Source organism: Enterobacter cloacae complex sp. HYC003_NIDB (genome assembly GCF_056673375.1).
The window spans coordinates 742,020-768,038 of the sequence record NZ_CP114220.1; the positions used below are offsets into that span (position 1 = coordinate 742,020).

Below are 26,019 nucleotides of genomic sequence, written 5' to 3' on the forward strand. Positions count from 1 at the left end.
TGATGACCTCTAATCGTAACGGAGACCAATATGACTTCACAACTGAACTGGCAGGCCCCGGCTATCAATCGCAAAAAAGTAGGTGACATGACTGTGACCATGCTGAGTGATGGCTATCTGGACGTATCTTTTGAGCTGCTGTCTGGTATTGACGGCTCACGTGCCGAGGATTTACTGCAGAAGCGCGGTGTGCCAGCAGTACCCCGTATTAATATCAACGTCTACGTTATCCAGACGCCTGAGCGAACCATCCTGATTGACAGTGGTGCCGGAGGTATTAATGGCTGGGGCGGTCGGCTTCAGGTAGCCCTGGCCGCGGTAGGCATTGACCCGCTTCAGATTGATACCCTTCTCCTGACTCACGCGCATCCTGACCATATCGGCGGGCTTGCAGGCCCCCTGCAGACTCCCGTTTTCCGCAATGTTCAGCAGTTGTTTGTGCATGAGAAAGAACTCGCTTTCTGGCGTGATGAAACCATTTCCGCTGGCGCGCCTGACGCATTCAAGCCGTTCTTTGAAGTAGCAAGGAACGCCTTCAGCGCTTATGACGACAAACTGGTGCCATTCCGCGAGGAAGCGATTTTACCAGGTATTCAGACTGTACCGCTGTTCGGCCATACGCCAGGACATACCGGTTATCTGCTGGGTGATGAAAAAGAGTCGCTGCTCATCTGGGGTGATATTGTTCACTTCCCACACATTCAGGTTGCTCAGCCTGACGTTACTATCGCGTTCGACAGCGATCCTGCGGCGGCGGCGGCCATCCGTAGCAAAGTGCTTGACCGCGCAGCGAGCGATAACCTGGCTGTCAGTGGTATGCACTTCAACCTGCCTACTACCGGTAAGGTTATCCGTGAAGGTAACAGCTTCGCACTGAATTACGACCTGTGGTCACCCGCAGTCTGATCACCTTCCTTCCCGGTGCACACAATAGTGACCGGGAAGAGATCCCCTTTCATATCGCCCGACAAGAACCCACCTGCAATACTATGAATATCACTGCCTCACAAAAAAAATGGCTCATTACTCTTGCGCCCTGGCTTTTTGTATTCCTCTGGAGTCAGGGTTTGTCGCAGCCAAATTTACCGTGCAGTACAGCGCGCCGTTTCATCTTTTATTCCTGCGTGGCGCATTTTCCTGTCTGGTCCTTCTGCTGCTTACACTGGGGTTCAGGGCCCGTTTTCCGTCCGGCAGAGGAATGGTTCGCAACCTGATTGTCGGACTTTTCCTGCAGAGCTTCTTTCTGGGCGGATGCTTTTATGCCATCCATCGTGGCATGCCGTCAGGCATTGCGGCGCTCATCACCGGCCTGCAGCCGGTACTGACTGCAATACTGGTTTCACTCATGCACCGTCAGTCCCTGCATCCCCGGAAATGGCTGGGTATTGCGATTGGCTTTGCGGGCGTTTTCTTGGTGCTATCGCCAGGGCAGCATAGTTTTGCACTGGATCCTGTGGCTTTTGGGTCGGTCATGCTGGGGTTATTTGGCGTAACGATCGGAGCGCTTTATCAGCGCCGTGCTCAGGGAGATGGACATATCTTTGCGAACACGTTTTTACAGTACGTCACTTTGACAATATCGATGGGTGCAATTAGCCTGATGTTCGAATCTGCTCCGACGCAGTGGAGCTTATCATTTGCGCTGGGTCTGGGCTGGCTGGTTATTGGCGTATCGGTTCTGGCGATTATGTTGCTGATTTTTATGATACGAAGCGGTGAAGCAACCAAAGTCGCTACTTACTTTTACCTGGTTCCCATTCTCACGGCAGCTGAAGCGTGGTTGCTGTTTGGAGAGGCCATTACATTGCCTATGCTTGTGGGTATGGCAGTAACTATAATCGGCCTGATTTTTGTCATCCGGGAATAGACAACCGCACGCGTCGCTGTATGCTTTTGTATATGGCGACGTATAATAGCGGTCAAAGTCAAATTCCGGATGAATATGCAAACAGTCAGCTTTTCCGATTCTCCCGTTGATGATCTCCTCGCTGAGCTTCTTACCCTGGCACGCTCCCGTTTTCCACTTCCCTGCGATTGCCTTCGCGCAGAACAGACGCATCAGGTAAAGAAGTTCGAGGTGGAAGGTGCGACCCTTTCCTTCCCGCTGGAAGGAGAATTCCGGTATCGTGAAAATGAGAAATGGCACCGGGTGATCCCGGGCGAGATTATGGTCGTCCCGAATGCCCGTAGCATCGATATAGAATATGCCCCTTCAGAACAAAGTGGTGAGTTTGTCGCCCTGAGCGTGGTGCTCGCGGAGGAACAGCTTGAAGCAGCCAGGCTGTTACTTGCCGCACCACCACCACAGGACACCGGCAGCATCGCAGCCATTTCCGTATCAGCTCTTCTTTCACCCCTTAACCGCTGGACAGCCGCAATGCGGGAAGGGAAGCGTCCGCTTTCCCTGCACGCCATGGTTGAAGTGGTGCTCTGGCTTTATGGCATGGGATACCATGCTTTGCTGCGAGCCCGGCAGCCAAGTCTGGCCATGAAAATCCGTCAGATGGTAGCGGACAAACCGGCTCATCCCTGGAGTGCTGCTGAAATTGAAGATCTGACGGGACTCAGTGGCCCCACGCTTCGGCGCCACCTGGCCAGTGAGTCAACCAGCTTACGCTCAGTTATCGCCGATGCACGTATCGCGGAGGCTCTCCGCCTGCTGATGACATCGACGCTGCCGGTAAAAACGGTCGCGGGGCGGGTGGGTTACAATTCAGTATCGAGCTTCAGCAGGCAGTTTTCTGAACGCTATGGAATCGAACCTTCAGGGTTCCGCTGACTTCAGTTCGTTCAAGGTACACATTGCGTCCCTCGCACTTCAGTAACTTGCGTGGATCTTTCGAATATAACGGAAGATATTGGCCGGCATTGCGTGTAACCGGTTCAGGAGTTCTCATCGTGACGGGAGAGCTAAATCGGTACGGCTGTTGTTCTCAGCTATAAGAACAACTGAGTATCTGACCAGCTGTCTGGTGCTGGCAGCAGCATGCAGTGCAATCGGTCAGGCTCAAAGGAACTGACCTGATGTCAGGTTATAATTTCGGACACATCATAACCCCAGAAGGAGACAACTGTGGTTCATGTTTTCATTATCGGTGGTGCAGGCAAAATCGGCCAGCGTCTGTGCAGGATCCTTTCAGGAAGGGGGCATGCTGTTCGTGCCCTCTACCGTAAGCCAGAGCAGCAGGCATTGCTAGGCGAGCTGGGTGCTGAGCCCGTCAGTGGGAGCCTGACAGAGCTGGATGCAGCTGCGCTGGCGATGCACTTTGCAGGTAGTGATACAGTGGTGTTTACTGCCGGTGCCGGCGGTAAGGGGGGGCAGGAGATGACCAATGCGGTCGACGGCGAAGGGCTGAAAAAGTCGGTAGCTGCCGCCCTCAGTGCCGGTGTGTCTCGCTTTCTGCTCGTTTCTGCATTCCCGGAGTCCGCACGGGGAGAAACCACTTCTGAATCATTCGAAAATTATATGCGTGTTAAAAAAATGGCCGATGTGGAACTAGCACAAAGCGAGCTTGACTGGGTGATCCTGCGCCCCGGCGCGCTGCAGGATAAGACTGGTACGGGTTATGTACGTGCCGGCCTGGCCATCCCGTATGGTAACGTGCCCCGTGATGACGTGGCGGCTACGCTGGCTGAACTCATTGAGCAACCTGCCGTCAGCCGCGTCATCATTGAGCTGACGTCTGGCGATGCTCCTGTCCGTGAAGCCATACAGAAGCTGGCGGGCCGATAAAAGGCAGCGCACGTACCAGCAGGCTGCAGGCCCCCAGGCGTTTACAATAAACTTTCCAGCCAGTCGGTAAACGCCCGTACTTTTCGGGAGAGATGGCGGTGCGGATACAGAAGTTACAGTTTGCGATTCGGGGACGGATTATCTGGCAGAACCTCTACCAACAGCCCGCGATCGAGATAAGGCTGCAAAAAAATATTCATGCCCTGTAGTATTCCCAGCCCCGCCAGGCCTGCTGCAATGTAGGCTTCTGAGTTATCCACGACAAGCCTGCCTGGAAGTTCAATTTCGGTGGAGCCCTCTGACGTCCCGAATGTCCAGGGCATAACTTGTCTGTTGCTGCTGTTAATCCAGTTGACGGCCTGATGCTGCTGCAACTCGTCCATTGTTTCCGGGGTGCCGTGTTGATCAAGATACGCAGGACTGGCGCAGGTCGTCATTTTAACGGTTCCCACCTTCTTTGCGATATAGTCGCCATCGTCCAGCTCCCCTACCCTCAGTATGCAGTCCAGGCCATCATGCAGCATATTCCGTCGGCGGTCTGAGCTGCTCAGGATAATTTCAATTCCGGGATGCTGGCGATAAAAATCAGGCAGGTTGGGTATAACAAGTAAAGCCGCAAACGCGACAGGCATATCTATGAGCGAATAGCGGACGTCAAAATGATAGCGACAGGAAAGTTCTGCCATATTAAACATAACAACCCTTGGGCGCGCCGCCGCAGGCGCCCTCAGCACGTTTCTGCGGCCTCCCGCCTGTTTCCGGCACCTTTCCTGCCCCAACCCCTGAAAAACGCCCCTGATGATTTCTGCGCGTCTGCATGGCTATGCAGTGAGATCTGCTCTCCACCGATTAGTGCATGCAGATTTTGGAAACGTCCAATTCTGGCACGAAGCGGTCACCCCGGCGGGGTGCAGTCCGCTGTCAGCGAAAACGGACATTGAGCCAATCAAATAATCTGTGCCAGAATTTGTCATTGAGGCTAGTACTTTCGAGTAGATCTATTTCCCGCCCGTACTCTTAAACTCATCTATCTCATCCTTCTACGACTTATTACCGGGAATATAAAACCCCGCCGAAGCGGGTTTGGTAATTTGAGTTTTTCTCAGGCGGCCATCTTTCTGCATTGTTCGGCGCAGTGATGACAAGCGCTTGAGCAATCCTGACAATGGTCATGTTCATGCTTTCCACACTCGTCACCGCACTTCTGACAAACATCAGCGCAAAGACGGCAAAGATCCTGGGCAGACCCGCTATTTAGTGTCATGAATTGAGCTGCAAGACGGCAGATATTTGCACACTGCATATCCAGTTTTATGCACTCGCGCATCATCTCCAGATTCTCTTCGTCGAGACACGAAGCCGCACAGTTATCACATGCCGTTGCACATAGATAACAGGCTTCGATGCATTTTTTGTATTCGTCTAACATAATTTCTCCTTAGCTAAGGTTACGTATTAAGCATGGAAGAGATAACTGATTATTCAAATTTTGAATTAGTTAATAACCTTTTCAGCATTTCATATCATTGATTCAAAGTGCATCTCTAGGGTTACCTAATTCACCTATGTCTACTTCTGGCACAATGCAGAAATGAGATAGATTTACTTTATCCGCTTCTCGCTCAAAGCTGTCCGTAATCCCCTGCCTGCTTAAAAAAACCGGATTAACGTGTGATGTTTTTACGTTTTCCAGGCAGCCTTCATCGGTAAGTACCTGTCTTACAGACTTCAATGCACTTAGTTAAGAAACATCCTAATCGTCCTTTCGCCGATCGCGAGATCTGTTATGGCAGCTAAACTCGATTGATACCCCAATCCGCCGGGCAGCATTTCCTTTCCGCACGCAAGAAGGAGAAGATCATGAAAGCAGTAATTTACAACGGTCCTTATGATGTAAAAGTAAAAGACGTACCGGATGCGAAAATTGTCCGCCCCACGGATGTACTCGTCCGCATCACCACCACCAACATTTGTGGGTCGGACTTGCACATGTATGAGGGCCGGACCAGCTTTGAACAGGGACGGATTCTGGGTCACGAAAACCTGGGTGAAGTGGTCGAAATTGGCTCAGGCGTTGAACGTATTAAGGTGGGCGACTATGTTTGTCTGCCGTTTAACGTGGGATGTGGTTTTTGCGAAAACTGTGAAAAAGGTCTGACCGGCTTTTGTCTCACTACCAATCCGGGTTCGGCAGGCGCAGCTTATGGTTTTGCTGAAATGGGTCCCTGGGAGGGGGGGCAGGCGGAACTGCTTCGGGTGCCATTTGCCGACTTTAACTGCCTTGTTCTTCCCCCTGATGCGGCAGAAAAAGAAGATGATTATGTGATGCTCTCTGACATTTTTCCTACCGGCTGGCATGCAACAGAACTTGCCGGATTGAAGCCTGGTGAAAGCGTGGCCATTTATGGCGCGGGGCCGGTCGGTTTGATGGCAGCTCATTCGGCGATCATTAAAGGTGCTTCACAGGTGTTTGTGGTTGATACGCACACAGACCGGTTGGCTCTGGCTGAAAAAATGGGGGCGACGGGCATCAATGCTACTGGCGATGAAGCTGTACAAAAAATTCTCGACCTGACGGATGGACGCGGTACGGATTGTGGCTGCGAATGTGTTGGCTATCAGTGCTGTAACAAACATGGCCATGAAGATAACTCTGTCACCATGAACAGTCTTGTTGCGTCGACGAAAGCAACCGGGGGAATTGGTGTGGTTGGCGTCTTTATTCCTCAGGATCCGGGGGCTGAATCGGAGCTTGCCAGAGAGGGTAAGATGCCATTTGATTTTGGGAGTTTCTGGTTTAAAGGACAGGCAATCCGTACCGGCCAGGCGAACGTTAAGGCCTATAACCGTCAGCTGTCTCGCCTCATCCATCACGATAAAGCCAGTCCGGGCAAAATAATTTCTCATCGTCTTTCGCTTGAAGAGGCTCCTGCCGGATATAAGCACTTCGATGAGCGGGATGAAGGATGGACGAAGGTTATCCTTAAGCCTTAAATAGAGTTATCCGGTATGAGAAAGCAAAAACCGGGAAAGAATGTATGACTTTTGACAGGGTGCAATAAAATATCCTGTCAGGGCGTTATTATTCATACTTTCAGCTGCCAGGTGATGCTGCCAACTTACTGATTTAGTGTATGATGGTGTTTTTGAGGTGCTCCAGTGGCTTCTGTTTCTATCAGCTGTCCCTCCTGTTCAGCTACTGACGGGGTGGTGCGTAACGGCAAAAGCACCGCCGGACATCAGCGCTATCTCTGCTCTCACTGCCGTAAAACATGGCAACTGCAGTTCACTTACACCGCTTCTCAACCCGGTACGCACCAGAAAATCATTGATATGGCCATGAATGGCGTTGGATGCCGGGCAACCGCCCGCATTATGGGCGTTGGCCTCAACACGATTTTACGTCACTTAAAAAACTCAGGCCGCAGTCGGTAACCTCGCGCATACAGCCGGGCAGTGACGTCATCGTCTGCGCGGAAATGGACGAACAGTGGGGATACGTCGGGGCTAAATCGCGCCAGCGCTGGCTGTTTTACGCGTATGACAGGCTCCGGAAGACGGTTTGCGCACGTATTCGGTGAACGCACTATGGCGACGCTGGGGCGTCTTATGAGCCTGCTGTCACCCTTTGACGTGGTGATATGGATGACGGATGGCTGGCCGCTGTATGAATCCCGCCTGAAGGGAAAGCTGCACGTAATCAGCAAGCGATATACGCAGCGAATTGAGCGGCATAACCTGAATCTGAGGCAGCACCTGGCACGGCTGGGACGGAAGTCGCTGTCGCTCACAAAATCGGTGGAGCTGCATGACAAAGTCATCGGGCATTATCTGAACATAAAACACTATCAATAAGTTGGAGTCATTACCCTTTTTTCAACTTCTGATGGATGCGAGTGATTGAACTCATACATTAATGTTTTCCCACGAAGTCTTTTTTCAGGTAAGCCTTCGCACATATCGGTAAATAGCTTGCCTGCTTTTATTTTTTCTGTCATCGACATGTTCATTTTTAACATTCCGTCCTGATAAGTTGGTCGGATAAGGCGCTCGCGCCGTATCCGACATTAATTTCTTAAGCGACTTCATTCACCTGGCGACGCAGCAGAGAAAGTGGGCCGGGGCCGCTAAGCGTGAACACGGAAATTAAGGTGAAGCCCAGCGCCACCAGACCCAGCACCAGGTAAGCGCCCTGGAAACCGATGCTTTCATACATATTGCCCGCCAGAATAGACATAAAAATCATCGCCAGTTGCTTAAAGAAGCAGAAACAGACCAGATAAATCGTCGCTGAAAAACGCACTTCAAACTGGCTGGTAATATATTTAAAGCAGCCCACCAGCAGGAACGGTACTTCAAACATATGCAGCGTTTTCAGAATAACCACTTCCAGTGCTGAGGTAGCGAACGATGAGCCAATAATACGTACTGACATAATAGTGCCAGCCAGCAGCAGGGCGTTTTTCCCACCGATGCGATTAATGATCAGTGGCGCAAAAAACATAATCGAGGCGTTAAGTAATTCGCCCATTGTCGTTACGTAGCCAAATACCCGCGTACCCTGTTCACCGGTAGCAAAGAACGAAGTAAAGAAATTAGCAAACTGTTGGTCAAAAACATCGTAGGTGCAGGAAACGCCAATAACATACAGTGACAAAAACCACAGTTTTGGCTGTCTGAACAGTTCCAGCGCCAGCTTAAGGCTAAATGCCGAATGGTTGGCACCTACCGCATTGGCAACCGTGGCAGAAGAGGGCGCATCCGTTTTGGCGAAAAAGAGTAAAACGGCGAGGATGAATGCACAGCCAGAACCCAGCCAGAAAACAAACTGATTATTGATGGTGAACATGATGCCGACAATCGAGGCACACAGCGCCCAGCCAACACAGCCAAACATCCGCGCGCGACCATATTCGAAATTACTGCGACGGCTGACTTTCTCGATAAATGCCTCTACTGCTGGCGCACCGGCGTTAAAACAAAAGCCTAGATAAATACCACCAACAATCGATCCTACTAAAATGTTGTATTGTAACAGTGGCCCGAAGATAAAAATAAAGAACGGCGCAAACATCACTAACATGCCGGTAATAATCCACAGCAGGTATTTGCGCAGCCCGAGTTTGTCAGAAAGCAGACCAAACAGCGGTTGGAATAATAGCGAGAACAGAGAAATAGCGGCAAAAATAATACCCGTATCACTTTTGCTGATATGGTTGATGTCATGTAGCCAAATCGGGAAAAACGGGAAGTAGGCTCCCATGATAAAAAAGTAAAAGAAAAAGAATAAACCGAACATCCAAAAGTTTGTGTTTTTTAAATAGTACATAATGGATTTCCTTACGCGAAATACGGGCAGACATGGCCTGCCCGGTTATTATTATTTTTGACACCAGAGCAACTGGTAATGGTAGCTACCGGCGCTAAGGTGGAATTCCGCCGACACTGACGGGCTCCAGGAGTCGTCGCCACCAATCCCCATATGGAAACCGTCGATATTCAGCCATGTGCCTTCTTCCGCGTGCAGCAGATGGCGATGGCTGGTTTCCATCAGTTGCTGTTGACTGTAGCGGCTGATGTTGAACTGGAAGTCGCCGCGCCACTGGTGTGGGCCATAATTCAATTCGCGCGTCCCGCAGCGCAGACCGTTTTCGCTCGGGAAGACGTACGGGGTATACATGTCTGACAATGGCAGATCCCAGCGGTCAAAACAGGCCGCAGTAAGGCGGTCGGGATAGTTTTCTTGCGGCCCTAATCCGAGCCAGTTTACCCGCTCTGCTACCTGCGCCAGCTGGCAGGTCAGGCCAATCCGCGCCGGATGTGGCGTATTGCTCGCCACTTCAACATCAACGGTAATCGCCATTTGACCACTTCCATCAATCCGGTAGGTTTTCCGGCTGATAAATAAGGTTTTCCCCTGATGCTGCCACGCGTGGACCGTGGTAATCAGCACCGCGTCGGCAAGCGTATCTGCCGTGCACTGCAACAACGCTGCTTCGGCCTGGTAATGGCCGCCGCCTTCCAGCGTTCGACCCAGGCGTTAGGGTCAATGCGGGTCGCTTCACTTACGCCAATGTCGTTATCCAGCGGTGCGCGGGTGAACTGATCGCGCAGCGGCGTCAGCAGTTGTTTTTTATCGCCAATCCACATCTGTGAAAGAAAGCCTGACTGGCGGTTAAATTGCCAACGCTTATTATCCAGCTCGATGCAAAAATCCGTTTCGCTGGTGGTCAGTTGCGGGATGGCGTGGGGCGCGGAGGGGAGTGTCACGCTGAGGTTTTCCGCCAGACGCCACTGCTGCCAGGCGCTGATGTGTCCGGCTGCTGACCATGTGGTCGCGTTCGGTTGCACTACGTGAACCGTTAGCCAGAGTTGTCCGGCGCTCTCCGGCTGCGGTAGTTCAGGCAGTTCAATCAACTGTTTACCTTGTGGAGCGACATCCAGAGGCACTTCACCGCTTGCCAGCGGCTTGCCATCCAGCGCCACCATCCAGTGCAGGAGCTCGTTATCGCTATGACGGAACAGGTATTCGCTGGTCACTTCGATGGTTCGCCCGGATAAACTGAACTGGAAAAACTGCTGCTGGTGTTTTGCTTCCGTCAGCGCCGGATGCGGCGTGCGGTCTGCAAAGACCAGACCGTTCATGCAGAACTGGCGATCATTCGGCGTATCGCCAAAATCACCGCCGTAAGCCGACCACGGATTGCCATTTTCATCATATTTAATCAGCGACTGATCCACCCAGTCCCAGACGAAGCCGCCCTGTAAACGGGGGTACTGACGAAACGCCTGCCAGTATTTAGCGAAGCCGCCAAGACTGTTACCCATCGCGTGGGCGTATTCGCAAAGGATCAGCGGGCGCGTCTCTCCAGGCAACGAAAGCCATTTTTTGATGGACCATTTCGGCACAGCCGGGAAGGGCTGGTCTTCATCCACGCGCGCGTACATCGGGCAAATAATATCGGTTGCGAAGGTGTCGGCTCCGCCGCCTTCATACTGTACCGGGCGGGAAGGATCGACAGATTTGATCCAGCGATAGAGTGCGTCGTGATTAGCGCCGTGGCCTGATTCATTCCCCAGCGACCAGATGATCACACTCGGGTGATTACGATCGCGCTGCACCATTCGCGTTACGCGTTCGCTCATCGCGGGTAGCCAGCGCGGATCATCGGTCAGACGATTCATTGGCACCATGCCGTGGGTTTCAATGTTGGCTTCATCCACCACATACAGGCCGTAGTGGTCGCACAGCGTGTACCACAGCGGATGGTTCGGATAATGCGAACAGCGCACGGCGTTAAAGTTGTTCTGCTTCATCAGCAGGATATCCTGCACCATCGTCTGCTCATCCATGACCTGACCATGCAGAGGATGATGCTCGTGACGGTTAACGCCGCGAATCAGCAACGGCTTGCCGTTCAGCAGCAGCAGACCATTTTCAATCCGCACCTCGCGGAAACCGACATCGCAGGCTTCTGCTTCAATCAGCGTGCCGTCGGCGGTGTGCAGTTCAACCACCGCACGATAGAGATTCGGGATTTCGGCGCTCCACAGTTTCGGGTTTTCGACGTTCAGACGTAGGGTGACGTGATCGGCATAACCACCACGCTCATCGATAATTTCACCGCCGAAAGGCGCGGTGCCGCTGGCGACCTGCGTTTCACCCTGCCACAAAGAAACCGTCACCCGCAGCTCATCGCGCAGCTCGCCGTACATCTGAACGTCTGCCTCCAGTACAGCGCGGCTGAAATCATCATTAAAGTGAGTGGCTACATGGAAATCGCTGATTTGCGTGCTCGGTTTATGCAGCAACGAGACGTCACGGAAAATGCCGCTCATCCGCCACATATCCTGATCTTCCAGATAACTGCCGTCACTCCAGCGCAGCACCATCACCGCGAGGCGGTTTTCTCCGGCGTGTAAAAATGCGCTCAGGTCAAATTCAGACGGCAAACGACTGTCCTGTCCGTAACCGACCCAGCGCCCGTTGCACCACAAATGAAACGCCGAGTTAACACCATCAAAAATAATTCGCGTCTGGCCTTCCTGTAGCCAGCTTTCATCAACATTAAATGTGAGCGAGTAACAACCCGTCGGATTCTCCGTGGGAACATACGGCGGATTGACCGCAATGGGATAGGTCACGTTGGTGTAGATAGGCGCATCGTAACCGTGCATCTGCCAGTTTGAGGGGACGATGACAGTATCGGCGTCAGGAAGATCGCGCTCCAGCCAGCTTTCTGGTACCGCTTCTGGTGCCGGAAACCAGGCAAAGCGCCATTCACCATTCAGGCTGCGCGACTCTTGGGAAGGGCGATCGGTGCGAGCCTCTTCGCTATTACGCCAGCTGGCGAAAGGGGGATGTGCCGCAAGGCGATTAAGTTGGGTAACGCCAGGGTTTTCCCAGTCACGACGTTGTAATACGACGGCCAGTGAATCCGTAATCATTGTCATAGTTGTATCCTGCGTGAATTGTTATCCGCTCACATTTTCGCATAACATACGAGCCGGACACATAGAGTGTAAAGCCTGGGGTGCCTAATGAGTGAGCTGACTCACATTAATTGCGTTGCGCTCACTGCCCGCTTTCAAGTCGGGAAACTTGTCGTGCCAGCTGCATTAAGGAATCTGCCAACGTGCGGGGAGAGGTGGTTTGCGTATTGGGCGCCAGGGTGGTTTTTCTTTTCACCAGTGAGACGGGCAACAGCTGATTGCTCTTCACCGCCTGGCCCTGAGAGAGTTTCAGCAAGCGGTCCACGCTGGTTTGCCCCAGCAGGCGAAAATCCTGTTTGATGGTGGTTAACGGCGGGATATAACACGAGCTGTCTTCGGTATCGTCGTATCCCACTACCGAGATATCCGCACCAACGCGCAACCCGGACTCGGTAATGGCGCGCATTGCGCCCAGCGCCATCTGATCGTTGGCAACCAGCATCGCAGTGGGAACGATGCCCTCATTTAGCATTTGCATGGTTTGTTGAAAACCGGACATGGCACTCCAGTCGCCTTCCCGTTCCGCTATCGGATGAATTTGATTGCGAGTGAGATATTTATGCCAGCCCGCCAGACGCAGACGCGCCGAGACAGAACTTAATGGGCCCGCTAACAGCGCGATTTGCTGGTGACCCAATGCGACCAGATGCTCCACGCCCAGTCGCGTACCGTCTTCATGGGAGAAAATAATACTGTTGATGGGAGTCTGGTCAGAGACATCAAGAAATAACGCCGGAACATTAGCGCAGGCAGCTTCCACAGCAATGGCATCCTGGTCATCCAGCGGATAGTTAATGATCAGCCCACTGACGCGTTGCGCGAGAAGATTGTGCACCGCCGCTTTACAGGCTTCGACGCCGCTTCGTTCTACCATCGACACCACCACGCTGGCACCCAGTTGATCGGCGCGAGATTTAATCGCCGCGACAATTTGCGACGGCGCGTGCAGGGCCAGACTGGAGGTAGCAACGCCAATCAGCAACGACTGTTTCCCCGCCAGTTGTTGTGCCACGCGGTTGGGAATGTAGTTCAGCTGCGCCATCGCCGCTTCCACCTTTTCCCGCGTTTTCGCAGAGACGTGGCTGGCCTGGTTCACCACGCGGGAAACGGTCTGATAAGAGACACCGGCATACTCTGCGACATCGTATAGCGTTACTGGTTTCACATTTACCACCCTGAATTGACTCTCTTCGGGTGCTATCATGCCATACCACGAAATGTTTTGCGCCATTCGGAGGGGGCACGCCGAAGTGAGATTCAAAATGCCGACGTCAGTTCACAGGTGGGTAATGATACCAACGTGTTGATTTCGTATTTTCACTGACACCAGGATCATCCTGATGTTACAAGGATTGAATGACTACAGATTAAAATAGTCATCAACAGGTTGACAGCATTACCCAGCGCCCGCTTTCCGCGTATTTTTCGATTTGCACTGCCGGGGGCACTGGCGGGTATCGCGTTCCGCACACTTTTACATTTATTTATCTGGTGACTGACCTTTTTAAGGAGACAGAATGAAAGCCGTTGGTTTCTGGCAACCCGGGAAAGTACATCCGTTATTGAAGATTTGTCGCTTCCCCACCCATCCATGCCCAAGGGGCGTGATCTTTTGATCAGAGTCAGGGCGGTCGCGGTTAACCCACGGGACCTGAAAAGCCGGCGAAACATCAGTCCCTCTGCAGGCAATCCGGTAGTTATGGGATACGACGCTTCCGGTGTTGTTGAAGCAACCGGACCAGAGGTGACGCTGTTCAGGCCAGGTGACCACGTTTTCTATGCCGGTGTGCTCGATCGCCAGGGAGCCAACGCAGAGTTTCAGCTGGTTGACGAACGCATTACGGGGATAAAGCCGGCAGCACTAAGTTTTGAAGCTGCAGCGTCGGTTCCTCTGACCGGTCTGACAGCCTGGGAAATGTTATTTGATCGTCTGCAGTTGTCAGTGAACGGAGATGCTGATCAGACCCTGTTGATGCTTGGCGGTGCGGGCGGAGTCCCTTGTATGGCTATACAGCTTGCCCGCACTCTGAGTCGGGTGAACATCATCGGGACTGCCTCCCGGCAGGAGAGTGTCAGAGCGGTTCGCGGGTTTGGTGCGCATTATGTCCTGGATCATTCATGTGCGCTTGCGCCACAGGTTGCCAGCCTTGCTGGACTCCCTCCCATTACCCGGATTTTCTCAACGTACACCACGCCATCTGCCTGGGAAAATATGGCCGAAATTATTGCCCCACAAGGCCGTATCGGACTCATCGACGACCCTGAACCACTGGATCTGCGTTTGATCAAATTTAAGAGCGTTTCTGTTCACTGGGAGGCAATGTTTACCCGCCCCATGCATGCTACTGCGGACATGTCTAAACAGCATGATATTCTTAACAAACTCTCATGCATGCTGGATTCCGGTAAGCTCAAACCTCCGTTGCTGGCAGAGTATGGCAGGCTGAATGCTAAAGCACTTCGCCGGGCTCATGAGGACATGGAAAATAAAAATGTGAACGGGAAAATTGTTTTTTCAGGGTTCTGATGAACAGGCCTGTCAGAGTAAAAAAAGATTCGGGTTCAGCACAATGCTGAATTCTGTCTGGCTATAGAGTAAGAATCGTACCGGAATTGAGCATTTACCCTCAGTACCTGCGGATGAAAAAGCAGTCTGCCCTGACATACTGAACAATCCCTTCTCATAAGATGCCTCTCTTTTGCTGTTTAAAGAGCTGAGCAGTCCGGGCGGAGACTGACCTCGTTCCGCTTTCCAAGCGACCCCCTTGTTGAAAGTGCGACAAAAGAGATAGGGCGAATGACTATACTTCGCTCATAGCTGCCCGCCATGCCAGCTCAAAAAACAGGCTTAACGTAGGATATTTAATGAGATGGTCACTCCCTCCTTCCCAGTACTATGCTGAGGACAGGCTTTCATTCGGAGAACCATCATGGAAAACATTGCGCTTATTGGTATCGATCTGGGTAAGAACTCTTTCCATATTCATTGTCAGGATCATCGTGGGAAGGCCGTTTACCGTAAAAAATTCACCCGACCAAAGCTAATCGAATTTCTGGCGACATGCCCGGCAACAACCATCGCGATGGAAGCCTGTGGCGGTTCTCACTTTATGGCACGCAAGCTGGAAGAGTTAGGGCATTTTCCAAAGCTGATATCACCGCAATTTGTCCGCCCATTCGTTAAAAGCAACAAAAATGACTTCGTTGATGCTGAAGCTATCTGTGAAGCAGCATCACGTCCATCTATGCGTTTCGTGCAGCCCAGAACCGAATCTCAGCAGGCAATGCGAGCTCTGCATCGTGTCCGTGAATCCCTGGTTCAGGATAAGGTGAAAACAACTAATCAGATGCATGCTTTTCTGCTGGAATTTGGTATCAGCGTTCCGCGAGGTGCTGCCGTTATTAGTCGACTGAGTACCCTTCTTGAGGACAGTAGTTTGCCTCTTTATCTCAGCCAGTTACTGCTGAAATTACAACAGCATTATCACTATCTTGTTGAGCAGATTAAAGATCTGGAATCTCAGTTGAAACGAAAGTTGGACGAAGATGAGGTTGGACAGCGCTTGCTGAGTATTCCCTGCGTTGGAACGCTGACTGCCAGTACTATTTCAACTGAGATTGGCGACGGGAAGCAGTACGCCAGCAGCCGTGACTTTGCGGCGGCAACAGGGCTGGTACCCCGACAGTACAGCACGGGAGGTCGGACGACATTGTTAGGGATTAGCAAGCGGGGCAACAAAAAGATCCGAACTTTGTTGGTTCAGTGTGCCAGGGTATTCATACAAAAACTGGAACACCAGTCTGGCAAGTTGGCCGACTGGGTCAGGGAGTTGTTGTGTCGGAAAAGCAACTTTGTCGTCACCTGTGCTCTGGCAAACAAGCTGGCCAGAATAGCCTGGGCACTGACGGCGCGACAGCAAACTTACGAAGCATAAAGGCAGAAATACACCAGTTTAAACAATCATTCATCTGGTTTTGCGAATACTGATATTGATGATACTAACGGCCCACCGGCCTGTTGAGGAACCTGTAAAACGGAAAGGCTCATTGAAGCCGTATATTTTCTGGAGGTTCATCAGGCGCGGAACTCATCGAGGCGCGGGAATAAAATCCCATTCAGACGCCGGATAGATTCAAGCAAGCCAACTTGTCGTCAAAATCGGTGTTGCAAAAACGGGAGTGACCATAGATTCCGTTTTCCAAGCGGCCCCCTTTTAGGGTGAGGGAGCATGCCATAAACCAGATCGCCAAAAGGGGATGCTGCTGAAGGGACACTGTTATCCAGCGGGGTAATTTTCACGCCTTTATCCGATATATCAACATCGGGTAAATCACCGGCCAGCGCCATCGCGTTAACTTCTTCCAGACGCGATGCAAGAAGCGTCAAACGGCTCTTGATGTATTCATGGCAATCGGCCGGAACAGCAAGGGGTAACTGGTTATCCCGGAGTGATTTTTCAAAATCGTCTGACGGGATCAGATAATCATCGAAATTCCTGTAGCGGCGTGACCCCTTTACCCAGGTGTCACCTGAACGTAAGGCTCCCTTCAGTTCATTCAGCACGCAAAATTCGTAATATTTTCGGTCAATGCCGGTGGGGGTGATCACAACCTTTCTCCAGCTTTCCGGGATGAACCCGATTGGCGCGGAAGGCGGTACTTTTCGGAGTTGTTTTCTATACATATCTCTGACGGTATCCAATGCGTCACTGAGCTGCATTGCGGCGGGTGCAGCCCTGAACTGCAACACGGACAGCATCCGGGGGGCGTATTTACGCAACGTACTGTATTTTTCTGTGATCAGATGCAACGGGTCGAAGTTGTCCTTACGTGACAGGAACCGCGTCTCTTCCACGCTGTTGATGAATTCCTGCCAGGGAAGGACGTCTTCTATTGCGGCCCAGGGATCTTCCCCGGACTCTCTGGCGTTAAGTAATGCCTGTCCGACGGTAACGTATTGCTTCAGTTTACTCTGAATCAGCTTTCCCGTTTGCTGGAGCCGCTCGGCCTGAGTACGTTTTGCCCTGCTGAACAGACTACTCAGAATACGCTCGTGCAGATCAATAACTTCGTCAGTCAGGGTGGATCTGGCCTCCGATATGATACAAACCAGCGAGGCATAACGGCGAACATCCGTGAATCTTGCCAGATCCCGGCTACTCATTTTCCTGCCTTCGCGTGCGAGTTTCAGGAGTCGGTTCTGGTGAACGGAAAGTGCAATGCCGTCAGGGAGTGCCAGCGACTCAATCGCATTTAACCGGTCGATATGTTGCAGGACATTTTTACCATTAATTTTTCCCGGAGGCTGGAGCAGCCAGGCCAGCCGTGAAGGTTGCTCACCCTCAGATACCAACAGACGGTCCAGTGCCGCTTTATGCCCTGGTTCAAGCTGCGCGGTAAGCGCAGAAAAAACCGCCCTGTCGGCAAGTGTTGTTGCTTCGGCCAGGGTTCGTTCGATCACTTCAACAGAGGGGAAAATAACCTTATTATTGTGGAGCCAGGAGAGCATTTCCTCCGCAAGTAAAAAACCTCTGTCTGTCCGCATGGCGTGGGGATAAAGGTGGCGAATACAGGTTTTTTGCAGCGCCCGGTTAAAAGGGGATAATTCCAGGTAGCGGTAGAGTTCAGCCAGATGTTCCCAGCGGGTGACCTCTCTTGATGCATACTCGGCCCACAAATCAGACTGGACTTTCAAATGAGCCGCCAGCCTGAAGACAACACAGTCGTGAGGTGAAATACTTTTGTCGGGAGGAAACCCTAGTCCTCGCAAATAACAGAGTAAAACTGCAAAGCCCAGACGGTTAGCTGGCCTGCGGTGTTAATTAATGAGCGCGAGGTCATGTTCACTCAGAAAGCACATGCGCGTCAGAAATACGTCATCATCTGGCACAATCAACAAGCGTTCTTTTTCTTCACTACTGAGTATTTGTCTCCGTGGCATAAATGCTTCCCCTGCACATAGTTCATTAAAGTTATCATTCGCACTGACCGAAACCGGTCGGTTTCGTACGCCTCGCAAACAATATGTCCGAAAGTCAGCGAAATTTGTTTCGTACATACGTTATAATTCGGACACCCTTTGCGTACGGAAAGTTTCCTATGTCACGAGTTTTTGCCTACTGTCGGGTCTCCACTCTGGAACAGAATACAGAAAATCAGCGCCATGAAATTGAAGCGGCGGGTTTTGCCATCAGACCCCAGCGGCTGATTGAGGAACATATAAGTGGTTCGGTTGCTGCCAGCGAAAGACCAGGGTTCATCCGGTTGCTTGATCGAATGGAAAGCGGTGACGTATTGATTGTCACCAAACTTGACCGACTCGGCCGTAATGCGATGGATATCCGAAAAACAGTTGAACAACTGGCTACTTTAGATATCCGTGTTCATTGTCTCGCTCTCGGAGGTGCGGATTTAACCAGCCCGGCCGGAAAAATGACTATGCAGGTGATTTCAGCTGTGGCTGAGTTTGAGAGGGATCTGCTGATTGAACGCACACATTCAGGGATTTCTCGGGCAAGATCAGCCGGGAAACGCTTCGGTCGTCCGCCCATCTTGAGCGAGGAGCAAAAAAAAATAGTGTCAGAGCGCCTTAATTCCGGGGCCAGTATCAGTGCGGTTGCCAGAGAATTTAATACCACCCGGCAAACCATACTCCGGGTAAAAGCAGGACAGCAATAATACTGAATGTGAATAAAGCCCATAACTGGCCAGGCAGTTGAAACTGTTCTTGAAGTAAACATCTGGAAAGCATGAAACATCATTCTATCCACAGGGAGCAGTGGCTATTATAATCGAATTTCGATAACGAAATTCGATTATAATAGCCACTAAAACCAGCAATCAGGATCTGACCATGAACGATACTGCCAGGAATGATCACAGCCCCTGGGCTGTCTTTCTGATTTTCTTCCGACTTGGCCTGACATCCTTCGGCGGCCCAATTGCCCATCTGGGTTACTTCCGCGATGAGTTTGTGACGCGACGGCAGTGGTTGACCGAGCGCAGCTATGCAGATTTGGTCGCTCTGTGCCAGTTCCTTCCGGGACCAGCAAGCAGTCAGGTTGGTATAGCGCTCGGGCTGTCCCGGGCCGGTTATACCGGGGCGCTGGCAGCATGGGCCGGCTTCACGCTACCGTCAGCAGTTGCACTGATCCTGTTTGCGCTGGGGATGACCAGTTACGGGGATGTGATGCCCTCTGGTGTATTGCATGGGCTGAAAGTGGTAGCCGTTGCGGTGGTCGCGCAAGCTGTATGGGGCATGGCCCGAAATCTTTGCCCGGATATACCGCGTATTACTGTCATGGCAGTGGCAACCTGCTTTGTGCTTCTTGTGCCATCGGCCTGGGGACAGGTGGGAGTAATCGTCACTGCGGCTGTCACTGGCATGTTACTGTTCAAACCTCAGCAGACGACGGTACATGATCCGCTGCCCGTTTCAATACGGCGTCGCGTCGGATTGTTCTGGCTCACGCTGTTCTTTGTGCTACTGACAGGGTTACCATTGCTGACGGCGATATTCCCAAATCCGACGCTGTTAATGGTAGAAACTTTCTACCGGACCGGATCACTGGTTTTTGGTGGCGGGCATGTCGTGCTGCCATTACTGCAGACTGAAGTCGTTCCTTCTGGCTGGGTCAGCACTGATACATTCCTGGCTGGCTACGGCGCTGCCCAGGCCGTTCCTGGACCGTTGTTCACTTTTGCAGCCTTTCTCGGGGCTTCGATGAACCAGGTGCCTTCTGGCTGGCTGGGTGGTCTGGTTTGTCTGCTGGCAATTTTCGCACCGTCCTTCCTTCTGATTGTGGGAGCATTGCCGTTCTGGGAAAGTCTGCGCCGCAATATCCGTACACAAGCAGCGTTGCAGGGTATTAATGCAGCCGTAGTTGGCCTTCTGCTGGCAGCTCTCTATCAACCAGTATGGACGAGCGCAGTTCTCGCTCCGCAAGATTTCGGCCTTGCCCTTGTGGCACTGGTCGCTCTGATGTTCTGGAAACTGCCGCCGTGGCTGGTCGTAGTGAGTTGCGGTGTTGCGGGTTGGTTGTTGAGTTTAGCACTGTGAGGTTCCGGGCGTGACCGACAAAGATCTTTACGGCGGGATGATCCGTTTGCACATCCTGCATCATGCAGCCAAAGAACCCGTCTTTGGTCTGGGCATCATTGAGGAATTGCGACACCACGGTTATCAACTCAGCCCGGGTACCCTGTATCCGATGCTGCACGGTATGGAAAAGAAGGGGTATCTCACCTCACGACATGTTCAGGCCGGTCGACGAAGTCGGCGAGTATATGAAATCACCGGACAAGGGCACATAGCGCTAACGGACGCCAGAAACAGGGTGAAAGAGCTGTTCGGTGAACTTGTTGAAGGCAAATGATATGCCTATGGTTTTAGTCCGGTCTGCCGTCTTCTGAAAACGACAGACACATGTAAGATTATCCGCTGCCTGGCAGAAGGAGACTTTGTGAAAACGCTCATGGTGTGTATTTATACGATCAGAAGGCGTTATATTTTTTCCTGATTGACGCGGTACGAAAGTTCCTGATGACTCTCTTTTCGTTCGCTGTAGCGATCTGCAAGGTAGCTGGTTTGTCCCCTGAGCAGCAACGTAATTTTAAACAACTCCTCTGCGACATCTACGATACGGTCGTACCATGAGGACGGCTTCATCCTTCCGTTCTCATCAAATTCCTGCCAGGCTTTCGCCACCGAGGACTGGTTGGGAATTGTGAACATCCGCATCCAGCGGCCCAGAATGCGCATCTGGTTCACGGCATTGAAGGACTGCGAACCGCCGCAAACCTGCATCACTGCAAGTGTCTTGCCCTGCGAAGGACGAACCGCGCCTTCACTCAACGGTATCCAGTCGATCTGCGCCTTCATCACCGCGCTCATAGCCCCGTGCCGTTCCGGCGAGCTCCACACCATCCCGTCACACCATCTGACCAGCCCGCGTAGCTCGGAGACTTTAGGGTGCGTATCCGGGGCATCATCCGGCAGGGGTAAACCGGAGGGGTTAAAGAATTTCACCTCCGCGCCCATCGCCGTCAGCAGGCGACCTGCTTCCTCCGCGGCAAAGCGACTGTAGGAGCGCTCCCTTAATGAGCCATACAGGATCAGAATCCGTGGGGGCTCCTGCAGGTGCAGACGTTCGGCAATATGTTGATCAAAACAGTCAGTATTCAGGGCTGGAAATTGTTCCATTTTTCTCCTCCGGAGAGAACAGGTGATTTTAAAGTTAATATATATGATCTAACATATGTGTATTCTAAAGGGAACGGAGTGAAAAATGCTACAACCTGTTCAGCTTTTCAAAATCCTGTCGGATGAAACACGGCTAGCCATCGTCATGCTTCTCCGTGAGTCCGGAGAATTGTGCGTCTGCGATATCTGCGTTGCCACCTGCGAATCGCAGCCCAAAATTTCGCGACATATGGCTATCCTTCGCGAGGCTGATCTGGTTCTTGACCGTCGGGAAGGCAAATGGATCCACTATCGTCTGTCACCCCATATTCCGGCGTGGGCAGCAGAGACAATCACGACGACCTGGCAGTGTCTGCGCGAGGATGTACGTGAATGGCTGGACAAATCAGCCTGCACCTCCTGCTGAGGCAGGAAAACATATTTACAAAATCATATATGATGGGGTCTGAGATGCTTTTGGCAGGGAGTATATTTTTACTGACGCTGGTACTGGTGATCTGGCAACCCAGAGGCCTGAGTATTGGCTGGAGCGCGAGTATCGGGGCTGTGCTGGCGCTGGGAACCGGTGTCATCCATATCTCTGATATTCCCGTTGTCTGGAATATCGTCTGGAACGCGACAGCGGCATTTATTGCGGTCATCATCATCAGCCTGCTGCTCGATGAGTCCGGCTTCTTTGAATGGGCCGCACTGCACGTCTCCCGCTGGGGTAACGGACGTGGCCGCCTGCTGTTCACCTGGATAGTCTTGCTCGGTGCCGCTGTTGCTGCTTTGTTCGCCAATGATGGCGCCGCGCTGATCCTGACGCCGATTGTGATTGCGATGCTGCTCGCACTGGGGTTCAGCCAGGGCACGACACTGGCCTTTGTCATGGCTGCAGGATTTATTGCAGATACGGCCAGCCTGCCACTCATTGTTTCTAACCTGGTGAATATCGTCTCGGCGGACTTCTTCGATCTGGGCTTTACGCAGTACGCCTCCGTTATGATCCCCGTGGATGCGGCAGCGATTGCGGCCACGCTGATCATGCTGCATCTCTTCTTCCGCAGGGATATTCCGGCAACGTATGACGTTTCGCTGCTGAAGACGCCTGCCAGTGTGATAAAGGATGCGGCAACGTTCAGGGCGGGCTGGATTGTCCTGTTATTGCTGCTTGTCGGTTTCTTCGTTCTGGAGCCGCTGGGGATCCCTGTCAGCGCGATAGCAGCTGCTGGCGCAGCAGTACTGTTTATCGTGGCGAAAAGAGGTCATGGCATCAACACAGGGAAAGTCCTGCGCAGTGCGCCATGGCAGATCGTGATTTTTTCGCTGGGCATGTACCTGGTGGTCTATGGCCTGCGCAATGCCGGGCTCACGGAGTATCTGTCTGGTGTACTGAACCTGCTGGCAGAAAAGGGGTTATGGGCAGCAACGTTCGGCACCGGCTTCCTGACCGCGTTCCTGTCGTCGGTGATGAACAATATGCCGACGGTGCTGATTGGCGCGCTGTCGATTGACGGGAGTACGGCGACTGGCGTCGTCAAAGAGGCAATGATTTATGCCAACGTGATTGGCTGCGATTTAGGCCCGAAAATCACCCCGATTGGCAGTCTGGCAACCCTGCTTTGGCTGCATGTGCTTGCCCAGAAAAATATAACGATCACCTGGGGTTATTACTTCCGCACGGGCATTATCATGACTCTGCCCGTGCTGTTTGTCACTCTGGCCGCGCTGGCGTTGCGGCTTTCCATCACTTTGTAATGAGATAAAGATATGAGCAACATTACCATCTATCACAACCCGGCCTGCGGCACTTCACGCAACACGCTGGAGATGATCCGTAACAGCGGTAACGAACCGACCATTATTTATTATCTCGATACGCCACCGACCCGTGATGAGCTGATTAAACTTATTTCAGATATGGGAATTACGGTGCGTGCATTGCTGCGTAAGAATGTTGAGCCTTATGAACACCTGGGCCTTGATGAAGAGAAATTCAGTGATGAGCAGTTGATTGATTTTATGCTTCAACATCCGATCCTGATTAATCGGCCGGTAGTCGTTACGCCGCTTGGCACTCGTCTTTGCCGCCCTTCAGAAATAGTGCTGGATATTCTACCTGAAGGTCAGAAAGGAGCGTTTACCAAAGAGGACGGCGAAAAGATCATTGACGAAACGGGGAAGCGGGTTAAGTAACCTGTTTTTTTCGTCTCATTTTTATCGTATTCGGGTGTCTGTCTGTACCATGCAGACGCTCGCTTTTTGTAATGCCAGCTAAAGAAACAGGCTTAACGTAGGATATTTAATGAGATGGTCACTCCCTCCTTCCCAGTACTATGCTGAGGACAGGCTTTCATTCGGAGAACCATCATGGAAAACATTGCGCTTATTGGTATCGATCTGGGTAAGAACTCTTTCCATATTCATTGTCAGGATCATCGTGGGAAGGCCGTTTACCGTAAAAAATTCACCCGACCAAAGCTAATCGAATTTCTGGCGACATGCCCGGCAACAACCATCGCGATGGAAGCCTGTGGCGGTTCTCACTTTATGGCACGCAAGCTGGAAGAGTTAGGGCATTTTCCAAAGCTGATATCACCGCAATTTGTCCGCCCATTCGTTAAAAGCAACAAAAATGACTTCGTTGATGCTGAAGCTATCTGTGAAGCAGCATCACGTCCATCTATGCGTTTCGTGCAGCCCAGAACCGAATCTCAGCAGGCAATGCGAGCTCTGCATCGTGTCCGTGAATCCCTGGTTCAGGATAAGGTGAAAACAACTAATCAGATGCATGCTTTTCTGCTGGAATTTGGTATCAGCGTTCCGCGAGGTGCTGCCGTTATTAGTCGACTGAGTACCCTTCTTGAGGACAGTAGTTTGCCTCTTTATCTCAGCCAGTTACTGCTGAAATTACAACAGCATTATCACTATCTTGTTGAGCAGATTAAAGATCTGGAATCTCAGTTGAAACGAAAGTTGGACGAAGATGAGGTTGGACAGCGCTTGCTGAGTATTCCCTGCGTTGGAACGCTGACTGCCAGTACTATTTCAACTGAGATTGGCGACGGGAAGCAGTACGCCAGCAGCCGTGACTTTGCGGCGGCAACAGGGCTGGTACCCCGACAGTACAGCACGGGAGGTCGGACGACATTGTTAGGGATTAGCAAGCGGGGCAACAAAAAGATCCGAACTTTGTTGGTTCAGTGTGCCAGGGTATTCATACAAAAACTGGAACACCAGTCTGGCAAGTTGGCCGACTGGGTCAGGGAGTTGTTGTGTCGGAAAAGCAACTTTGTCGTCACCTGTGCTCTGGCAAACAAGCTGGCCAGAATAGCCTGGGCACTGACGGCGCGACAGCAAACTTACGAAGCATAAAGGCAGAAATACACCAGTTTAAACAATCATTCATCTGGTTTTGCGAATACTGATATTGATGATACTAACGGCCCACCGGCCTGTTGAGGAACCTGTAAAACGGAAAGGCTCATTGAAGCCGTATATTTTCTGGAGGTTCATCAGGCGCGGAACTCATCGAGGCGCGGGAATAAAATCCCATTCAGACGCCGGATAGATTCAAGCAAGCCAACTTGTCGTCAAAATCGGTGTTGCAAAAACGGGAGTGACCATAGATTCCGTTTGCCAAGCGGCCCCCATATTGAATGGCTGACGGTACTGGATTTCGATGAGATAAAAATAGACCGTATTTTTATTGCCAATATTGATGACCCGGTGAAGCGAGCGCTACTTGTTTCTGTGGTGAAAGGGTTACGTGGTACTGGCAAACCACTGGTGTTTGAAGGGGTGGAAACGCCAGGACAGTTTGAATTCGTCCGTTCTCTTGGCCCCGGTTACCTAGTTCAGGGCTGGTATACCGGAAAACCCGAAACAATATCTGCGATGAATATTCAGGGTTAAAACGATACGGGGCCCGGCCCGTATCGGCAACCCGACCCGTCAGCGTATCGCTTTCTGTCTGAAGCCGGTTCAGGTCGGCTTCTATCTGCGCGATGCGGCGGGAGATTTATTCAGAACGACTGCCGAAGTTCATCCGGCGAAGCTTATCCAGCTGCGCCTGCAGATGGTCTATTTCGCGCTCCCGGTCGGCCTGCTTTTCCAGCAGGGCGCGGTTCAGCGCTTCCTGTTCGGACAGGCGCTGTTTCAGCAGAAGGATGTCGTCAGGGGGAGGTGTTGTTCATAAGCCCGCATTTTACCAGGCTTATTCAACGACAACCAGGATAAAGAGGCCTACAACATGGTCAGGGACGTAAGCAGTCTTTTAGGCTGCCGCCAGTCGATGCCTTCCAGAAGCATTGCCAGCTGCGCCGGGGTCAGGAACACTTTGCCATCGCGGGCAGAGGGCCAGGCGAAGCGGCCGCGTTCCAGCCGTTTGGTCAGCAGGCACAGCCCGTCGCCGGTGGACCACAGCAGTTTGACCTTACTGCCGCTGCGGCCCCGGAAGATGAAGACATGGCCGGATATCGGGTCATCTTTCAGCATCGTCTGCACCTTTGCGGCGAGACCATTGAAGCCGTTGCGCATGTCGGTGATACCGGCAACCAGCCAGATTTTGGTGCCTGTTGGCAGGTGGTTATCACTTCCTTTATCTGTC

The 26,019-nt window shown here is 52.0% G+C and carries 20 protein-coding genes and 7 pseudogenes; 17 read left to right on the plus strand and 10 right to left on the minus strand.

The annotated features are described in order from the left end of the window. Nucleotides 1-30: 30 nt before the first annotated feature. The 4 genes from O1722_RS03525 (at nucleotide 31) to O1722_RS03540 (ending at nucleotide 3,733) form a co-directional block, all read left to right on the plus strand. Nucleotides 31-906: an MBL fold metallo-hydrolase gene (locus O1722_RS03525; RefSeq protein WP_023295441.1), complete on the plus strand. Its 876-nt coding sequence runs from the start codon at nucleotides 31-33 to the stop codon at nucleotides 904-906. Nucleotides 907-1,015: 109 nt separating this feature from the next. Beyond that, a complete protein-coding gene (locus O1722_RS03530; RefSeq protein WP_007897905.1) occupies nucleotides 1,016-1,867 on the plus strand; it encodes a DMT family transporter in 852 nt (283 codons plus the stop codon). A 75-nt stretch (nucleotides 1,868-1,942) separates the two neighbouring features. Further along, nucleotides 1,943-2,779 (plus strand): helix-turn-helix transcriptional regulator, encoded by an 837-nt coding sequence (locus O1722_RS03535; RefSeq protein ID WP_017384067.1) that lies wholly within the window; start codon nucleotides 1,943-1,945, stop codon nucleotides 2,777-2,779. Between the two features lie 294 nt (nucleotides 2,780-3,073). Further along, the gene (locus O1722_RS03540) at nucleotides 3,074-3,733 is read left to right on the plus strand and encodes an SDR family oxidoreductase (protein ID WP_007897903.1); all 660 of its coding nucleotides are present in this window, start codon (nucleotides 3,074-3,076) and stop codon (nucleotides 3,731-3,733) included. Nucleotides 3,734-3,774: 41 nt separating this feature from the next. Here O1722_RS03540 and O1722_RS03545 read toward each other — a convergent pair. Then, nucleotides 3,775-4,371 (minus strand): annotated as a pseudogene (locus tag O1722_RS03545) (LysR substrate-binding domain-containing protein); the annotation flags it as partial. A 464-nt stretch (nucleotides 4,372-4,835) separates the two neighbouring features. Continuing rightward, nucleotides 4,836-5,162: a four-helix bundle copper-binding protein gene (locus tag O1722_RS03550; protein ID WP_022649401.1), complete on the minus strand. Its 327-nt coding sequence runs from the start codon at nucleotides 5,160-5,162 to the stop codon at nucleotides 4,836-4,838. Nucleotides 5,163-5,593: 431 nt separating this feature from the next. On the opposite strand from O1722_RS03550, the gene O1722_RS03555 reads away from it, so the two are divergent. From O1722_RS03555 to O1722_RS03565, 3 genes and pseudogenes are all read left to right on the plus strand, one after another. Beyond that, nucleotides 5,594-6,727 (plus strand): glutathione-independent formaldehyde dehydrogenase, encoded by a 1,134-nt coding sequence (locus tag O1722_RS03555; protein ID WP_017384068.1) that lies wholly within the window; start codon nucleotides 5,594-5,596, stop codon nucleotides 6,725-6,727. 165 nt (nucleotides 6,728-6,892) lie between these two features. Then, on the plus strand, nucleotides 6,893-7,168 hold the full coding sequence (locus tag O1722_RS03560; RefSeq protein WP_000179213.1) for an IS1-like element transposase: 276 nt from the start codon (nucleotides 6,893-6,895) through the stop codon (nucleotides 7,166-7,168). Between the two features lie 44 nt (nucleotides 7,169-7,212). Continuing rightward, nucleotides 7,213-7,588 (plus strand): annotated as a pseudogene (locus O1722_RS03565) (IS1 family transposase). Between the two features lie 14 nt (nucleotides 7,589-7,602). Here the strand turns inward: O1722_RS03565 and O1722_RS03570 are convergent. The 4 genes and pseudogenes from O1722_RS03570 to lacI all read right to left on the minus strand — a co-directional run. Continuing rightward, nucleotides 7,603-7,743 (minus strand): annotated as a pseudogene (locus O1722_RS03570) (maltose acetyltransferase domain-containing protein); the annotation flags it as partial. 65 nt (nucleotides 7,744-7,808) lie between these two features. Continuing rightward, nucleotides 7,809-9,062 (minus strand): lactose permease, encoded by a 1,254-nt coding sequence (gene lacY / locus O1722_RS03575; RefSeq protein WP_003846917.1) that lies wholly within the window; start codon nucleotides 9,060-9,062, stop codon nucleotides 7,809-7,811. Nucleotides 9,063-9,113: 51 nt separating this feature from the next. Continuing rightward, nucleotides 9,114-12,187: pseudogene (gene lacZ, locus O1722_RS03580) on the minus strand (beta-galactosidase). Nucleotides 12,188-12,308: 121 nt separating this feature from the next. Then, on the minus strand, nucleotides 12,309-13,391 hold the full coding sequence (gene lacI, locus O1722_RS03585; RefSeq protein ID WP_007851507.1) for a DNA-binding transcriptional repressor LacI: 1,083 nt from the start codon (nucleotides 13,389-13,391) through the stop codon (nucleotides 12,309-12,311). A gap of 352 nt (nucleotides 13,392-13,743) precedes the next feature. Between lacI and O1722_RS03590 the strand changes: the two are divergent. Beyond that, nucleotides 13,744-14,753, plus strand: a pseudogene (locus O1722_RS03590) (zinc-binding alcohol dehydrogenase family protein). Between the two features lie 403 nt (nucleotides 14,754-15,156). Then, on the plus strand, nucleotides 15,157-16,161 hold the full coding sequence (locus tag O1722_RS03595; RefSeq protein ID WP_000427619.1) for an IS110-like element IS5075 family transposase: 1,005 nt from the start codon (nucleotides 15,157-15,159) through the stop codon (nucleotides 16,159-16,161). 278 nt (nucleotides 16,162-16,439) lie between these two features. On the opposite strand, the pseudogene O1722_RS03600 reads toward O1722_RS03595, so the two are convergent. Continuing rightward, nucleotides 16,440-18,167 (minus strand): annotated as a pseudogene (locus O1722_RS03600) (Tn3 family transposase); the annotation flags it as partial. A gap of 158 nt (nucleotides 18,168-18,325) precedes the next feature. Here O1722_RS03600 and O1722_RS03605 point away from each other — a divergent pair. From O1722_RS03605 to O1722_RS03615, 3 genes are all read left to right on the plus strand, one after another. Next, on the plus strand, nucleotides 18,326-18,904 hold the full coding sequence (locus O1722_RS03605) for a recombinase family protein (RefSeq protein WP_016151342.1): 579 nt from the start codon (nucleotides 18,326-18,328) through the stop codon (nucleotides 18,902-18,904). A gap of 175 nt (nucleotides 18,905-19,079) precedes the next feature. Then, nucleotides 19,080-20,285: a chromate efflux transporter gene (gene chrA, locus O1722_RS03610; RefSeq protein ID WP_004206572.1), complete on the plus strand. Its 1,206-nt coding sequence runs from the start codon at nucleotides 19,080-19,082 to the stop codon at nucleotides 20,283-20,285. A gap of 10 nt (nucleotides 20,286-20,295) precedes the next feature. Next, a complete protein-coding gene (locus O1722_RS03615) occupies nucleotides 20,296-20,601 on the plus strand; it encodes a PadR family transcriptional regulator (RefSeq protein ID WP_004206574.1) in 306 nt (101 codons plus the stop codon). A gap of 128 nt (nucleotides 20,602-20,729) precedes the next feature. On the opposite strand, the gene arsH is transcribed toward O1722_RS03615, so the two are convergent. Next, nucleotides 20,730-21,428: an arsenical resistance protein ArsH gene (gene arsH / locus O1722_RS03620; RefSeq protein WP_007898876.1), complete on the minus strand. Its 699-nt coding sequence runs from the start codon at nucleotides 21,426-21,428 to the stop codon at nucleotides 20,730-20,732. An 85-nt stretch (nucleotides 21,429-21,513) separates the two neighbouring features. On the opposite strand from arsH, the gene O1722_RS03625 reads away from it, so the two are divergent. From O1722_RS03625 to O1722_RS03645, 5 genes are all read left to right on the plus strand, one after another. Continuing rightward, on the plus strand, nucleotides 21,514-21,834 hold the full coding sequence (locus O1722_RS03625) for a transcriptional regulator (RefSeq protein WP_022649397.1): 321 nt from the start codon (nucleotides 21,514-21,516) through the stop codon (nucleotides 21,832-21,834). Between the two features lie 44 nt (nucleotides 21,835-21,878). Beyond that, complete coding sequence (locus O1722_RS03630) at nucleotides 21,879-23,168, plus strand: arsenic transporter (protein WP_007898880.1); 1,290 nt, start codon at nucleotides 21,879-21,881, stop codon at nucleotides 23,166-23,168. A gap of 12 nt (nucleotides 23,169-23,180) precedes the next feature. Next, complete coding sequence (arsC, locus tag O1722_RS03635) at nucleotides 23,181-23,606, plus strand: glutaredoxin-dependent arsenate reductase (protein WP_007898882.1); 426 nt, start codon at nucleotides 23,181-23,183, stop codon at nucleotides 23,604-23,606. A gap of 174 nt (nucleotides 23,607-23,780) precedes the next feature. After that, nucleotides 23,781-24,785, plus strand: a complete 1,005-nt coding sequence (locus tag O1722_RS03640; protein WP_000427619.1) for an IS110-like element IS5075 family transposase — start codon at nucleotides 23,781-23,783, stop codon at nucleotides 24,783-24,785. A gap of 261 nt (nucleotides 24,786-25,046) precedes the next feature. Next, entirely contained in the window at nucleotides 25,047-25,325 is a 279-nt protein-coding gene (locus tag O1722_RS03645) for an EAL domain-containing protein (protein ID WP_007898884.1), read from the plus strand. 22 nt (nucleotides 25,326-25,347) lie between these two features. Here the strand turns inward: O1722_RS03645 and O1722_RS03650 are convergent. Then, a pseudogene (locus tag O1722_RS03650) lies at nucleotides 25,348-25,606 on the minus strand (IS66 family transposase); the annotation flags it as partial. A 49-nt stretch (nucleotides 25,607-25,655) separates the two neighbouring features. Beyond that, entirely contained in the window at nucleotides 25,656-25,994 is a 339-nt protein-coding gene (gene tnpB / locus O1722_RS03655; RefSeq protein WP_028018554.1) for an IS66 family insertion sequence element accessory protein TnpB, read from the minus strand. Between the last annotated feature and the right edge of the window lie 25 nt (nucleotides 25,995-26,019).